The sequence below is a fragment of the Streptomyces sp. NPDC089919 genome (assembly GCF_040684615.1).
In the GTDB taxonomy this organism is placed as follows: Bacteria; Actinomycetota; Actinomycetes; order Streptomycetales; family Streptomycetaceae; genus Streptomyces.
This window is the reverse complement of sequence record NZ_JBFBGK010000007.1, coordinates 110,174-123,557: the sequence shown is the minus strand read 5'-3', so window position 1 is coordinate 123,557 and position 13,384 is coordinate 110,174. Positions and strand designations below refer to the sequence as shown.

At 74.7% G+C, this 13,384-nt stretch carries 12 protein-coding genes; 4 read left to right on the top strand and 8 right to left on the bottom strand.

Features of this window, described 5'->3' with window-relative positions:
* The first annotated feature begins 2 nt into the window (after positions 1-2).
* From AB0O40_RS05540 to AB0O40_RS05530, 3 genes are read left to right on the top strand one after another with little or no spacing between them, the layout of a single operon-like run.
* Complete coding sequence (locus tag AB0O40_RS05540; protein WP_365035908.1) at positions 3-1,481, top strand: protein phosphatase 2C domain-containing protein; 1,479 nt, start codon at positions 3-5, stop codon at positions 1,479-1,481.
* A gap of 12 nt (positions 1,482-1,493) precedes the next feature.
* On the top strand, positions 1,494-2,810 hold the full coding sequence (locus AB0O40_RS05535; RefSeq protein ID WP_365035906.1) for a VWA domain-containing protein: 1,317 nt from the start codon (positions 1,494-1,496) through the stop codon (positions 2,808-2,810).
* A gap of 55 nt (positions 2,811-2,865) precedes the next feature.
* A complete protein-coding gene (locus AB0O40_RS05530; RefSeq protein ID WP_365035904.1) occupies positions 2,866-4,086 on the top strand; it encodes an FHA domain-containing protein in 1,221 nt (406 codons plus the stop codon).
* Between the two features lie 78 nt (positions 4,087-4,164).
* On the opposite strand, the gene AB0O40_RS05525 is transcribed toward AB0O40_RS05530, so the two are convergent.
* Together AB0O40_RS05525 and AB0O40_RS05520 are read right to left on the bottom strand one after the other, a co-directional pair.
* Positions 4,165-4,986: a cytochrome c biogenesis protein CcdA gene (locus AB0O40_RS05525; RefSeq protein WP_365035902.1), complete on the bottom strand. Its 822-nt coding sequence runs from the start codon at positions 4,984-4,986 to the stop codon at positions 4,165-4,167.
* 105 nt (positions 4,987-5,091) lie between these two features.
* A complete protein-coding gene (locus AB0O40_RS05520) occupies positions 5,092-6,099 on the bottom strand; it encodes a methyltransferase domain-containing protein (RefSeq protein ID WP_365035901.1) in 1,008 nt (335 codons plus the stop codon).
* 89 nt (positions 6,100-6,188) lie between these two features.
* Here AB0O40_RS05520 and AB0O40_RS05515 point away from each other — a divergent pair, with 89 nt between their 5' ends.
* Complete coding sequence (locus tag AB0O40_RS05515; RefSeq protein WP_365035899.1) at positions 6,189-6,593, top strand: globin; 405 nt, start codon at positions 6,189-6,191, stop codon at positions 6,591-6,593.
* Between the two features lie 95 nt (positions 6,594-6,688).
* On the opposite strand, the gene AB0O40_RS05510 is transcribed toward AB0O40_RS05515, so the two are convergent.
* From AB0O40_RS05510 to AB0O40_RS05485, 6 genes are all read right to left on the bottom strand, one after another.
* The gene (locus AB0O40_RS05510; RefSeq protein WP_365035896.1) at positions 6,689-7,411 is read right to left on the bottom strand and encodes a hypothetical protein; all 723 of its coding nucleotides are present in this window, start codon (positions 7,409-7,411) and stop codon (positions 6,689-6,691) included.
* Positions 7,408-7,848, bottom strand: a complete 441-nt coding sequence (locus AB0O40_RS05505) for a thioesterase family protein (RefSeq protein ID WP_365035894.1) — start codon at positions 7,846-7,848, stop codon at positions 7,408-7,410. Before AB0O40_RS05505 ends, AB0O40_RS05510 begins: the two co-directional genes overlap by 4 nt.
* Before the next feature lie 2 nt (positions 7,849-7,850).
* Positions 7,851-9,515, bottom strand: coding sequence for an energy-dependent translational throttle protein EttA (gene ettA / locus AB0O40_RS05500; protein ID WP_365035892.1), 1,665 nt, complete (start codon positions 9,513-9,515; stop codon positions 7,851-7,853).
* Between the two features lie 110 nt (positions 9,516-9,625).
* Entirely contained in the window at positions 9,626-10,834 is a 1,209-nt protein-coding gene (locus tag AB0O40_RS05495) for a thioester domain-containing protein (protein ID WP_365035889.1), read from the bottom strand.
* A 68-nt stretch (positions 10,835-10,902) separates the two neighbouring features.
* Positions 10,903-11,307: a single-stranded DNA-binding protein gene (locus AB0O40_RS05490; protein ID WP_365035887.1), complete on the bottom strand. Its 405-nt coding sequence runs from the start codon at positions 11,305-11,307 to the stop codon at positions 10,903-10,905.
* A 248-nt stretch (positions 11,308-11,555) separates the two neighbouring features.
* Complete coding sequence (locus tag AB0O40_RS05485; protein WP_365035885.1) at positions 11,556-13,382, bottom strand: YfjP family GTPase; 1,827 nt, start codon at positions 13,380-13,382, stop codon at positions 11,556-11,558.
* Positions 13,383-13,384: the final 2 nt, after the last annotated feature.

Below are 13,384 nucleotides of genomic sequence, written 5' to 3'. Positions count from 1 at the left end.
TGATGTCGCGGATGCCATGGCTGTCTGGCTGCCCCAGCTGCGCCGAACCCCTGGAGGAGAGCGACCGCTTCTGCGGCCGCTGCGGCGCGCCGGTCCCCTCCGGTGACCGCCCCACCCTGCGCCTGACCCCCAACACCCCACCCGCCGCGCCCCGGCTCGGCTTCACCGCGCCGGGCGCCCCCGCCTGGACCGCCGCGCCGGGCAGCCCGCCCGGCGCGGCCATGGCCGGGGGGCCGTCCGGCGCCCCCGGCTTCCCGTCCGGCGGCACCGGTCCGATTCCGGGCGGCACGCCCGGCTTCGGGTCCGGCGGGGCCGGGGCGGCGCCCGGGCCCGCGGCGCAGCCGCTGACCGGCATGGCGCAACCGGGCGGCACGGGCGGCTCCTCGGGGCCGGCCGGCCACACCCGGTACGACGGGCCCGGCCACGAGGCCGCCGCCCCGGGCCACCCGGCCCACCCGGCCGGCCCGGCCGCCGGCGAGGGCCCGTACGGCGCTCCCGACGGCCCGACGGGCCACGCCACCGGCCCGGTCGCGGGCCACCCCCAGCCCGCGCCGGCGGGCAACGGCAACGTCTGCGTCGCCTGCCGGAGCGGGCACGTCGATCCCGACGGCTACTGCGAGAACTGTGGCCACGCCCAGCCCCGCGAGCGCGACCACCTCGAGGAGTCGCTGGAGACGGTGGCCGCGGTCAGCGACCGCGGGCTGCGCCACCACCGCAACGAGGACTCCTTCGCGGTGGCCGCCACCGCGCTCCCGGACGGCTCCGCCGCCACCGTCGCCATCGTCTGCGACGGCGTCTCCTCGGCCAGCCGTCCCGACGACGCCTCCGCCGCCGCGGCCGGTGCGGCGAACGAGTCGCTGCTGGCCGCGCTGCCCCGGGGCGCCAACCCCCAGCAGGCCATGCACGAGGCCATCCTGGCCGCGGCCGAGGCCGTGAACGGCCTCGCGGCCGCCCCCGGCCACCAGAACGCCCCGGCCTGCACCCTGGTCGGCGCCGTGGTCAGCCACGGCGTCCTGGTGATCGGCTGGGTCGGCGACTCCCGCGCCTACTGGGTCCCCGACGACCGCTCCGCCCCGCCCGCCCGGCTCACCGAGGACGACTCCTGGGCCGCCCAGATGGTGGCGACCGGGCTGATGACCGAGGCCGAGGCCTACGCCGACGCCCGGGCCCACGCCATCACCGGCTGGCTCGGCGCCGACGCGTACGAGCTGGAGCCGCACACCGCCGCCTTCAAGCCCGACCGCCCCGGCGTGGTCGTGGTCTGCACCGACGGACTGTGGAACTACGCCGAGTCCGCGCAGGAGATGGCCCGGGTGCTGCCGGCCGACGCCGCCGAGCGCCCGCTGCACAGCGCCCAGGTGCTGGTCGGCCACGCCCTCGACGGCGGCGGGCACGACAACATCACGGTGGCCGTGGTGCCGTTCCCCGTCACCGGGGAGCCCGCGCCCGTGCCCCCGTCCGCCGCGCACGCCGACTCCTAGGAGCCGCTCCCGATGGCCAACTTCGCCAAGCCCCGCGCGCCGCGGTTCGCCGTGGACGTGTACCAGAACGAATACCTGCCCGAAGGCGCGCGGGAGGTCAGCGCCATCGTGACCGTGACGGCCACCGGCGGGGCGGGCCTGACCCGCGCCACCGCCGTCGCCCCGGACAGCGCCGTGGTGATCATGGTCGACTGCTCGGGTTCGATGGACCACCCGCCCACCAAGATGCGGGGCGCCCGGGACGCGACCGCCGCCGCGATCGACACCCTGCGCGACGGCACGCAGTTCGCCGTGATCGCCGGTACCCACGAGGCCAAGGACGTCTACCCCGGAGGCGGCCGGCTGGCCGTGGCCGACGCCGCCACCCGCGCCCAGGCCAAGGACGCCCTGCGGCGGCTCGGCGCGGGCGGCGGCACCGCCATCGGCAGCTGGCTCCGGCTGGCCCGGCACCTCTTCGCCGGCAGCACCGCCGCGATCCGGCACGGCGTCCTGCTGACCGACGGCCGCAACGAACACGAGACCCCGGAGGACCTGGCCGCCGCGCTGGCCGCCTGTGCCGGGTCGTTCACCTGCGACGCCCGCGGGGTGGGCACCGACTGGGAGGTCAAGGAGGTCACCGGCATCGCCGAGGGGCTGCTCGGCCACGCCGACATCGTCGCCGATCCGGCCGGGCTGGCCGCCGACTTCACCGGCATGATGGAGCGGGCCATGGGCAAGGAGGTCGCGGACGTCGCGCTCCGGCTGTGGACCCCGGCCGGCGCCGAAGTCCTGTACGTGAAGCAGGTCGCGCCCGCCGTGGTGGACCTCACGGACCGGCGCACCGAGGCCGGCCCCCGGGCCGGGGACTACCCCACCGGCTCCTGGGGCGACGAGTCCCGCGACTACCACGTGTGCGTACGGGTCCAGGAGGCCGGTCTGGGCCAGGAGATGCTGGCCGCCCGGGCCTCGCTGGTGGTCCCGGAGGCGGGCGGTGCGACCGTGCTGTCCCAGGGTCTGGTCCGCGCCGTGTGGACCGACGACCTCGCCGCATCGACCTCCATCAACCCGCAAGTGGCGCATTACACAGGGCAGGCGGAGCTCGCCGTCGTCATCCAGCAGGGCCTAGAGGCCCGTAAATCGGGAGATTTCGACGGGGCCACGGCGAAGTTGGGACGAGCCGTGCAGTTGGCGAGTGCGTCGGGGAACGAGGACACTGCGAAACTGCTTGCGAAGGTGGTCGACGTCGTCGATGCCGCGAGCGGTACTGTGCGGCTGAAGGCGAAGGTGACGGATGCGGACGAGATGACTCTCGAGACGCGTTCGACGCAGACCGTGCGAGTGAAGAAGTAAGTCCTGGATCTCGGTCCCGACGGGGGGCCGGACAGGGAGAGGGGGAAGGGCCGACATGCCGACCTGTCCGAACGGGCACCATTCGGTCTCCGAAGACTGGTGCGAGGTCTGTGGCCACCGCATGGCCGGAACGGGCGCGCCCGCAGGAGCGACGCCTCCCCCGCCGCCCTCGTACGGCTACGGCTTCCCGGGGCCCGACGGGGGCGCGACCATGCAGGCCGAGCTGTGCCCGCAGTGCCGCACCCCGCGCGAGGCCATGGCGCCGTTCTGCGAGGAGTGCCGCTACAACTTCCTGACCCGCACGGCGACCTCGTACACCCCGGTCGCCCCGCCCGGCGGTCCCGGCGCGCCCGTGCCGCCGCACGGCATGGGCCCGGGCGCCCAGCGGCCCGGCCCCGGCCCGATGACGGGTCCCGGCCAGGCTCCCGGTCAGGGCACCGGCGCGAACCAGATGCCGCCCGGCTACCCGGCCCCCCAGCAGCAGCGCCCGCAGGACCCCTTCGAGTACCAGGGGTCCCGGCCCTCCCAGATGAACCGGCCCGCGGAGCCGCTGCACGGCGACCCGGCACAGGGCGGCTACCCGCCGGCCGGCTACGCCCCGCAGCAGATGCACCCCGGCGCCCCGGCGCCCGCGCCCGCCCCGGCGGCGCCCGGCGGTGACGACTGGATGCTGCCGCCGCCCGGACAGCAGCAGCCGCAGCAGCAGCCGTACCCCGGCCCGCCGCCGCAGCAGCACCAGCAGCCGCACCCGCAGCACCAGCAGAGCCCCCAGCAGCACCCCGGCCAGGGCGGCCACCCGGGCCAGGGCATGTACCAGGGCCAGCAGCAGCACCCGGGCCAGCAGCACCAGGCGCCCTACCCGGGCCAGGGCGGCGCCTGGTCGGCCACCATCGGGCCGGACCGCTCGTACTTCATGGCGATGATGCAGCGCAGCGGCCCCGAGGCCACCGGCCTGAACCTGCCCGCGTACTCCCCCGAGCAGCACCTGCCGCTGGCCGGCGGGCAGATCACCATCGGGCGCCGCCGCCAGTCCACCGGCGAGGCCCCCGACATCGACCTGTCGGTGCCGCCGGAGGACCCGGGCGTCTCGCACCAGCACGCCGTGCTGGTGCAGCAGCCCGACGGCAGTTGGGCCGTGGTGGACCAGAACTCCACCAACGGCACCACGGTCAACAACGGCGAGGAGCCGATCCAGCCGTACGTGCCCGTCCCGCTGGGCGACGGCGACCGCGTCCACGTCGGCGCCTGGACGACCATCACCATCCGCCGGGGCTGAGGCCGCCGGACGCACGCACGAGGAGGGCCCCGCCGGTCGAAGCCGGCGGGGCCCTCCTCGTGCGCGGGGCGCCGCGGGTCAGAACCCGATGCTGTTGGTGACCGGCAGCCATTCCTGGATCCGGGAGACCAGCTGCGCCCACACACCGGTCATCAGCAGCACGCCGACCACGACCAGGAAGCCGCCGCCGCACCGCAGCACCCACTTGTAGTGCTTCTTGACCCATCCGAACGCGGTCATCGACCGCTTGAAGGCCAGGGCGGCCAGGATGAACGGCACGCCCAGGCCGAGACAGAAGAAGATCATGAGGAGCGCCCCGCGCCCCGGGCTCTCCTGCCCCATCGACAGACCGATCACGGCACCGATGGTGGGGCCCATGCACGGGGTCCAGCCGAGCCCGAAGGTGAAGCCGATGATCGGGGCGCCGACCAGGCCCGCGGCCGGCTTCTTGTGGATGCGCAGGTCCCGCTGGGCCAGCGCCGGCAGGAAGCCCATGAAGCCCAGGCCGAACAGGACGGTCAGCGCGCCCAGGACCAGCTCCAGGGTGTCCTTGTGGACCGCCAGGGTCTGGCCGAAGTAGCCGAAGAAGGCGCCCTGGGAGATGAAGGGCGCGGAGAAGCCGAGCACGAACAGCAGCGCGCCGAGCAGCATCCGCCCGCGCTTGCCGTCCCGGGCCGCCTCGTCCATGCCCGAGGCGGAGAGGCCGGCGACGTATCCGAGGTAGCCGGGCACCAGCGGCAGGACGCAGGGCGAGAAGAAGGAGATCAACCCCGCCAGCAGCGCGACCGGCACCGCCAGTATCAGTGCTCCGTTCGTCACCACCGCGTCGGCAGATGCTGCCAGGACCACAGGGGGCTCCTTCTTTCCGCCGGCCTTGCAGGGGGTCAGACCGTCACACATAGGGCCCGACCAGTGTGGCACGGCGGTGATCCGCTCCTTCGGCGGGCCCCGGGGCCCCGGCCCAGGACGGCTCGAGGGACGCCGGAGCGCCCGCGCGGGACCGGGTCAGGCGGGGCGGGCCTCCAGGGGCCAGACGTACGCGCCCTCCGGCTCGTCCAGCCAGGACCACTGGCCCCCGTCGGTGACCGTGACCCCGAACCGCTCGCGGCCCGGGCGGCCTTCGGAGCGCCAGAGGTCCAGCGCCTCGCGCGGGTGCAGGGCGGGCCCGAGCAGCGAGAGCATGAACCGGAAGCGTTCGTTCTCGTGCAGGTCGTACGGCAGCCCGTACAGCTCGGGGTCCCGGTCGCCGCCGGCCCCGCCGCGCAGCGGGACGAAGTACGCGGGGGTGTGCAGGAAGCGGCCCTCGGCGAAGCCGGCGTCCCGCACGGTCAGCGCGATCAGCCCGGTGGCCAGCGGGGCGAGGATCCGGGCCCCGGGGGCGCACTGTGCCAGCCAGGCCGGCGGGACCACCGGCAGCGCGCAGGTGGCGATGATCCGGTCGAAGGGGGCGTGGCCCGGGGCGCCGCGCGCCCCGTCGCCGGTGACGACGGCGGGGTGGTGGCCGAGCAGCGCGAGGTGGGCGCGGGCGGCCTCGGTGATGTCCTCGTCGAGGTCGACGGTGGTGACGTGGTCGTCGCCGAGCCGGTGGCAGAGCAGGGCGGCGTTGTAGCCGGTGCCGGCCCCGACCTCCAGGACCCGGTCGCCGTCGCGCACCTCCAGGGCGTGCAGCATCCGGGCCATCAGGGAGGGCTGGCTGCTGGAGGAGACCAGTTCACCGTCGCGCAGCCGGGTGGCGAGGGCGGTGTCGGTGTAGACCCCGCGCAGCCAGCGGGCCCGGCGGGCCGGATCCGGGTCCTCGCTCCAGAGCCGCTCGTAGCCGCCACCGAGACCGGTGTAGAAGTACGGCACGAAGAGGTGCCGGGGGACGGCCTCGAAGGCGGCCCGCCAGGCGGGGTCCGGCAGGTCCCCGGCCGTGGTCAGCTCCCGTACCTGTGCGGCGTGCGCGACCCCGTACTCCACCGGGTGCGCGTCCGTCTGCGCCCCGGGTTCGCCGCGCGCCCTGTCTGAGCCCATGACTCCACTGTCCTGCCGACCCCGCGCGGGGGCCAGCGGGTGGTCCTAGGACCCGGGTCCTCCGTCCGGGCGTCTGAGACGATGGTCGGGTGAATGAGATTCCGCGGGGAACGGTGCAGGAGCAGACCTTCTACGACCAGGTGGGCGGCGAGGAGACCTTCCGCCGCCTGGTCCGGCGTTTCTACGAGGGCGTCGCCGGGGACCCGCTGCTGCGGCCGATGTACCCGGAGGAGGACCTCGGCCCCGCCGAGGAGCGGTTCACGCTCTTCCTGATGCAGTACTGGGGCGGTCCGAGCACGTACAGCGACAACCGGGGGCACCCGCGGCTGCGGATGCGGCACGCGCCGTTCCAGGTCGACCGGGCCGCGCACGACGCGTGGCTGTCCCACATGCGGGTGGCGGTGGACGAGCTGGGGCTGGCGCCCGAGCTCGAGGAGCAGCTGTGGCGGTACCTGACCTATGCCGCGGCCTCGATGATCAACACGGTCGAGTAGCCGGCCGCCGCACGTACGACGGCGCCGTGCTCCCCGCGGGGAGTACGGCGCCGTCGTACGTGGACGGGGTGCGCGCGGGCAGTACCGGCCCGGGCTCAGACCGGGCGCACCTGGAGGGTGCCCAGCCCGCCGCCCGGGCGGCGCAGGGCCACCGAGCCGTACGCGGTGCGCAGCCGCAGCCAGCTGCCCGAGGCCAGCAGGGCGACGGCTTCGGGGCCGGAACCGGCGTGGGGACCCGGGGCGCCGGGCGCCGGGGCGCCGTGGGCGGGGACCCGGACCGGGCGCAGGAAGCCCAGGGACTGGGCGGCGTGCACGGCCCGCAGCGGCAGCTCGGTGCCGGCCACGGTGCGGGACCAGATGTCGCGGCCGATGCGGTCGCGCTCGGCGCGGGTGCGCCGGTCCTCGGGCAGGGCGTCGTCCCGGCCGCGGAACTCCGCCACCGCCGCGCCGACGGCGGCCCGCATGGCCTCCACCGGCGGCAGGCCCGGCAGCTGCTGCCAGCCGCCGCGGGGCGGCAGCACCCCGGCCCAGGGCGGGCCGGTGACGGCCGCCGGGACCCGGAGGGTGCCGGCCGCCTCGTCGACCGACTCCAGCAGCTCACCGGCCGAGACCGTGAGGTCCAGGGTCGCGGGCTCGGCGAGCCGGGCCGTGCGGATGGCCAGCACCTCGAAGGACGGCGGGCGGCCGAAGACGGCCAGCGCGCCGCCGCCCGCCTGGAGGCGGACGGCGGCGGCCCGGTCGTAGTGCACCAGGCGGCCCAGGAAGGCGGCGAGGTCCGCCGCCTCCCCGGAGTCGGCCAGGTGCAGCGGGAGCGTCATGCGGCGGCGCGCCCTTCGGCGCTGTCGTCGACGTACTCCTGGAGGAAGTGGCGCTCCTCCTCACTGATGCGGCGCGGCCGCTGTGCCTCCAGGTCGAAGGGCACGACGACGGTGGCGGCCCGCACGTAGACCTGCGAGCTGCCGGGGGCGTCCTTGACCTCGTAGGCGATGGTCAGGGAGGCCGCGCCTATCTTCGTCACCCACGACTCGATGACCACCGGCTCGTGCCGGTGGACCAGCGGCCGCAGGTAGTCGATCTCGTGACGGGCCACGACGGACCCGCCCTGGAACGACTGCGAGCCGTTCCCCGGCGCCAGCCGGAACATGAAGTCGATGCGCGCCTCCTCCAGGTAGCGGAGGAAGACGACGTTGTTGACGTGCCCGAAGGCGTCCATGTCCGACCAGCGCATGGGGCACTCGTAGATGTGACGTGCCATGCTCAGCCTCGGGTGAGCTTCTTGTAGGTGGCGCGGTGCGGACGGGTGGCGTCCGGGCCGAGCCGCTCGATCTTGTTCTTCTCGTAGGACTCGAAGTTGCCCTCGAACCAGAACCACTTCGAGTCACCCTCGTACGCGAGGATGTGGGTGGCCACCCGGTCCAGGAACCAGCGGTCGTGGGAGACGACCACGGCCGCACCGGGGAACTCCAGCAGGGCGTTCTCGAGGGAACCCAGGGTCTCGACGTCGAGGTCGTTGGTGGGCTCGTCGAGGAGGAGCAGGTTGCCGCCCTGCTTGAGGGTGAGCGCGAGGTTCAGGCGGTTGCGCTCACCGCCGGAGAGCACGCCGGCCGGCTTCTGCTGGTCCGGGCCCTTGAAGCCGAAGGCGGAGACGTAGGCGCGGGACGGCATCTCGACGTTTCCGACGTTGATGTAGTCCAGCTCGTCCGACACGACCGCCCAGAGGGTCTTCTTGGGGTCGATGTTGGCGCGGCCCTGGTCGACGTACGAGATCTTGACGGTCTCGCCGACCTTGATCTCGCCGGAGTCCGGGGTCTCGAGGCCCTGGATCATCTTGAAGAGCGTGGTCTTGCCGGCGCCGTTGGGGCCGATGATGCCCACGATGCCGTTGCGCGGCAGGGTGAAGGACAGGTCGTCGATGAGGACCTTGTCACCGAAGGCCTTGCTGAGGTTGTTGACCTCGACCACGATCGAGCCCAGACGCGGGCCCGGCGGGATCTGGATCTCCTCGAAGTCCAGCTTCCGCATCTTGTCGGCCTCGGCCGCCATCTCCTCGTAGCGGGCGAGGCGGGCCTTGGACTTGGCCTGGCGGCCCTTGGCGTTGGAGCGGACCCACTCCAGCTCTTCCTTGAGGCGCTTGGCGCGCTTCTCGTCCTTCTTGCCCTCGACCTTGAGGCGCTCGGCCTTCTTCTCCAGGTAGGTGGAGTAGTTGCCCTCGTAGGGGTGGGCGCGGCCGCGGTCGAGCTCGAGGATCCACTCGGCGACGTTGTCCAGGAAGTAGCGGTCGTGGGTCACGGCCACGACGGCGCCCTTGTACTGGGCGAGGTGCTGCTCGAGCCAGTTCACCGACTCGGCGTCGAGGTGGTTGGTCGGCTCGTCGAGGAGCAGCAGGTCGGGGGCCTCGAGCAGCAGCTTGCAGAGGGCCACGCGGCGCTTCTCACCACCGGAGAGGGTGGTGACGGGCCAGTCGGCGGGCGGGCAGCCCAGCGCGTCCATGGCCTGCTCGAGCTGCGCGTCGAGGTCCCAGGCGTTGGCGTGGTCCAGGTCCTCCTGGAGCTTGCCCATCTCCTCCATGAGCTCGTCCGTGTAGTTCGTGGCCATCTCCTCGGCGATGGCGTTGAACCGGTCGAGCTTGCCCTTGATCTCGGCGACGCCGTCCTGGACGTTCTCCAGGACCGTCTTCGAGTCGTCGAGCTTGGGCTCCTGCATGAGGATGCCGACCGTGTAGCCGGGCGACAGGAAGGCGTCGCCGTTGGACGGCTGCTCGATGCCGGCCATGATCTTCAGGACGGTGGACTTACCGGCACCGTTCGGGCCGACCACACCGATCTTGGCCCCCGGCAGGAAGTTCAGAAAGACGTCGTCGAGGATCACCTTGTCGCCGTGCGCCTTGCGCGTCTTGCGCATGGTGTAGATGAACTCAGCCAAGAGAAACCGTCCGGCAGATCGATGGGTGGGCAGATACACCCCATCTTGCCAGTCGTCCATCCCCGGGGTGAAACGCATATGGTCAGGGCCCCTGAGCAGGGGCGGGGCGGCTACTCCCCGGGGTCGGTGTCGGTGGGGCGTTTGCGGAGCAGGAAGACGACCCCGGCGCCGAGGACGACCAGTCCCACGGCCAGGGAGGCGATCACGGGGGTGGCGCTGGAGCTGCCGCTGGCCGCGAGGCGGGTGTCGGAGGTGTCGGCGCTCTGCTCGGCCGCGGGCAGCGGCAGCGCCTCGGCGTAGGTCCGGGCGGCCGTGCGGGTGGGCGCCCACACGCCGGTGGCGGAGGCGGTGGCCGCCGACTCGCTGGACCCCGCAACGACCTGGGCCTGGCCGGGGGCCTCTGCCGTGAGCACCCGGCCGACCGGGACCTTGGTGGAGCCCTGGACCGAGACCCCGCCCGCCCCGTCGGCCGCGCCCGCGGGCACCTCGAAGTAGAGCCGGGTGCCGTCGGCCGCCTCGGTCACCGGGACGCCGTCGGCCCCGGTGATCCGCACCCCGGCCGCCGCCGCGGCGGCGTCGGGGGCCACCGCCACGCTCTGCGCCCCGGTGTGGACCGTGACCGGCCCCAGCCGGCCGCCGGCCGCGCCGGTGACGGTGTCCGGGGTCAGGCTCAGCGAGGCCGGCGGCTCGGCCAGCCGCTGCGCGGCCCGCTGGAGGTAGTCGGCAAGCTTCTCGGCCGCCGGGTCGACGGCCGTCACCCCCGCCCCGTCGGAGATCCGCCAGATCGCGACCTGGGTACCGGCCGCGGCGGTCTCGGCGGTCAGCGGCCCGGCCCCGGCCCGGCGGGCCAGCCCGGCGAGGTCGTTGAGCTGGGGGTAGGAGTGCTGGAGGATCCAGCGGATCCGGCCGGCGTCCTTGTTCCCCCGCAGCGGCGAACCGCTCCAGGCGGTCTCGGTGTACCGCGCCTCCCGCTGGCCGGGGCTGGCGACGCCCACGCCGTACGTCTGGAGCGTCCCACCGCCCTCGACCCGCATCTCGTACAGCCCGGCCTGGAGCCGCTGGAGGCCGTCGGGGGTGCGCAGGTCGGCCTCGCCGAAGGCCGTCAGCCCCTCCAGCACGGCGCTCGCGCCCCCCGCGGGGGGCGCGCTCGGCACCACCACGACGGCGGCGTGCGCCAGCCCCGCGGAAACGGAACCGGCGAGCGCGACGGCCAGCAGGACCGGGGCCAGGACCGCGCCCGAGCCCCGACCACCGCCGGCACCGGCCGGCAGACGAGATGAAATACGTGAAAGAAGTGAAGCGGAAACGACGCCAGACACAGTCTTCCCCTTCGGGCCCAGGGCCCTCGTGCCCACGAGTACCGGGGAATCCTAGCGGTCTCGAACACTCAGACCACCGCCGCCTTCTGAGACTCCGTCAGTGTGCCGTCCGCCCTGGCCATGCGGCGGAAGGCCGCAGTCCCCCGACTCAGGTCGTGACCGACGGCCAGCGCGTCGACGTCGGCGGAGAACCGGCGGCGGCCCTCGGCCTCCTCCTCGTCCCGCACCCGGAGCCGGCCGTGCACCACCAGCGGCTCGCCCACCGATACGGAGCCGGCCAGGTTGGTCGCCAGCGACCGTCTCGCCCAGACGGTGTAGAAGCTGGTCGGACCGTCCGCCCAGGCGTCCTTCCGGCGGTCCCGGTACCGCGCCCGTACCGCGAAGCGGAATCTCGCCAAGGCGCCGTGCCCGGTCTCCCGGTAGTCGATCCGGGTGGCCACCAGCCCCACGAGCGTCACCATCGGGTCCTGCATCGCCCTCACCCCTCACCAGCACGGCCGGCCCCCCGGCCGGCGCTCCGTACGACCGCCGCGGTCGCCCGGGACTCCGCGCGACCGGTGCGATCCGTACGACCGCCGCGATCCGGCCTCCATGCTGCTCCGGCCCCGGGCGGCCCCGCCCGGCCCTGTGGATCACCCGGGGGTTGTGGAGAACTCCACCACCCCTGGATCACCGGCCGACCGCGGCGGACCTCCCCCCGCCCACCCGGCCGGGGACCCGCTCACCGGGCGCCGGCCGACGCCTTCGCCACCGTCGCGTACTGCTCCCGCACCTCCCGGTAGCGCAGCAGCTCGGCGGCGACCGGCTCCAGCACCCGGGCCCGGCCGCAGCCCGCCGCGGCCTGCCGCAGCCGCTGCTCGGCCTCCTGCCCGTACCGGCGGGCCGGTCCGCGCGCGGCGACCGTGCACATCCACTCGACCAGGGGACCCCCCACGATCCCGGCGACCATCAGCAGGACGGGGGGCATCAGCCGCGGCTCCAGCACGCCCACGATCTGGCCGACCAGCCACAGCCCGCCGTACACCTGCACCAGCGTCATGGCGGCCTGGGCGAGCACCGCCACCGGCCACCACGCCGGCCGCGGCGGCTTGCCGGCCGGCACCCCGGCCGTCACCGCCAGCTCGTCCAGGGCCTCCGGCAGCCGGTCCGCGCCGCGCACCGCGGTCTCCCGGACGGCCTGCGCCCAGGGCTCGGGCAGCCCGGCCGCCGCCTCGTCGGCGACGGTGCGCACGGCCTGCTCCACCCGCTGCCGGGCGGTGACCTCCTCCTCCGGGGGCGGTTCGGCCGCCTCGGCGCCCCGACGCAGCAGTTGGGGCGTGCGCTTCTCGTCGTACCAGCGCCACAGCCGCAGCCAGGGGGTCCCGCAGGCCCGGCCGGCGTTGCGCCGCCAGGCCCGCTCGGCGGCCAGCCCGGCCGCGTGCGCCCCGACGGCCTCGGCCAGCCGGTCCTCGAACTCGGTGCGGGCGCCCTCGCCGATCTCGGGGCGCCCGTCGGCCACGTACAAGGGGCGCAGCCGCAGTGCGGCGCGGTCGACGTCGGCGGAGATCCGCCGGGTGGCGGCGCCCCGCTCCTGGGTGAAGTGGCCGAGGAGTTCGCGCAGTTCCGGGACGCCTTCGCCGGTGAGGGCGGAGAGTCCGAGGACGGTGGCTCCGGGGTCGCCGTGCTCGCCGAGGGCCATGCCGTCCTCGTCGAGCAGCCGCCGCAGGTCGTCGAGGACCTGGTCGGCGGCCTCGCCGGGGAGCCGGTCGACCTGGTTGAGGACGACGAAGGTGATCTCGGCATGGCCGGCCAGCGGGCGCAGGTAGCGCTCGTGCAGCACGGCGTCGGCGTACTTCTCCGGGTCGACCACCCAGATGACGGCGTCGACCAGCGCCAGCACCCGGTCGACGTGCTCCCGGTGGCTGACCACGGCCGAGTCGTGGTCGGGCAGGTCGATGAGGACCAGCCCGGACATGCCCTCGTCCCGGTCGCCGCCCTCCCGGGGGCGGCGCCGCAGCCGGCCGGGGATCTCCAGCCGGTCCAGCAGCCCCGCCGCGCCGTCGGTCCAGCTGCACGCGATGGGGGCGGAGGTGGTGGGGCGGCGCAGTCCGGTCTCGGAGATCTGCACGCCGGCGAGGGCGTTGAAGAGGGTGGACTTGCCGCTTCCGGTGGCGCCCGCGATGGCCACGACGGTGTGCTTGGGCGACAGGCCCCGGCGGGCCGCGGCCTCGTCGAGGACCCGGCCGGCCTCGGCCAGGGTCTTGCCGTCCAGCCGGGTGCGGGAGAGCCCGACCAGCTGGCGCAGCGCGTCCAGGCGGACCCGCAGGGCCTGGTGTTCGGGGCTGAGCGCGGGGGCGGCGGGCGGCAGCGGGTTGGCGGCTCCCGAGACGGCGCGCACCAGCGCCCCGGTCTCGTCCGGGTCGTCGGGGTCCTCGCCGCCGGGGCCGTCCTGCGGCAGGTCGCCGAAACCACCGCGGTGCCGGCCGGACTTGGCGGCGCGGCGGGCGATCAGGCCGTCGTCCCAGCGGGCCCGGCCGCCGGGTTCGGGGTGCTCGGTCACGGCGGTCACCG

Bases quoted from the DNA above. Each gene is read 5' to 3' on its own strand.
- AB0O40_RS05530 (WP_365035904.1), top strand. From the start codon at position 2,866: ATGCCGACCTGTCCGAACGGGCACCATTCGGTCTCCGAAGACTGGTGC.
- AB0O40_RS05535 (WP_365035906.1), top strand. From the start codon at position 1,494: ATGGCCAACTTCGCCAAGCCCCGCGCGCCGCGGTTCGCCGTGGACGTG.
- AB0O40_RS05510 (WP_365035896.1), bottom strand. From the start codon at position 7,411: ATGACGCTCCCGCTGCACCTGGCCGACTCCGGGGAGGCGGCGGACCTC.
- AB0O40_RS05520 (WP_365035901.1), bottom strand. From the start codon at position 6,099: ATGGGCTCAGACAGGGCGCGCGGCGAACCCGGGGCGCAGACGGACGCG.
- AB0O40_RS05525 (WP_365035902.1), bottom strand. From the start codon at position 4,986: ATGTGTGACGGTCTGACCCCCTGCAAGGCCGGCGGAAAGAAGGAGCCC.
- AB0O40_RS05540 (WP_365035908.1), top strand. From the start codon at position 3: ATGTCGCGGATGCCATGGCTGTCTGGCTGCCCCAGCTGCGCCGAACCC.
- AB0O40_RS05505 (WP_365035894.1), bottom strand. From the start codon at position 7,848: ATGGCACGTCACATCTACGAGTGCCCCATGCGCTGGTCGGACATGGAC.
- AB0O40_RS05490 (WP_365035887.1), bottom strand. From the start codon at position 11,307: ATGCAGGACCCGATGGTGACGCTCGTGGGGCTGGTGGCCACCCGGATC.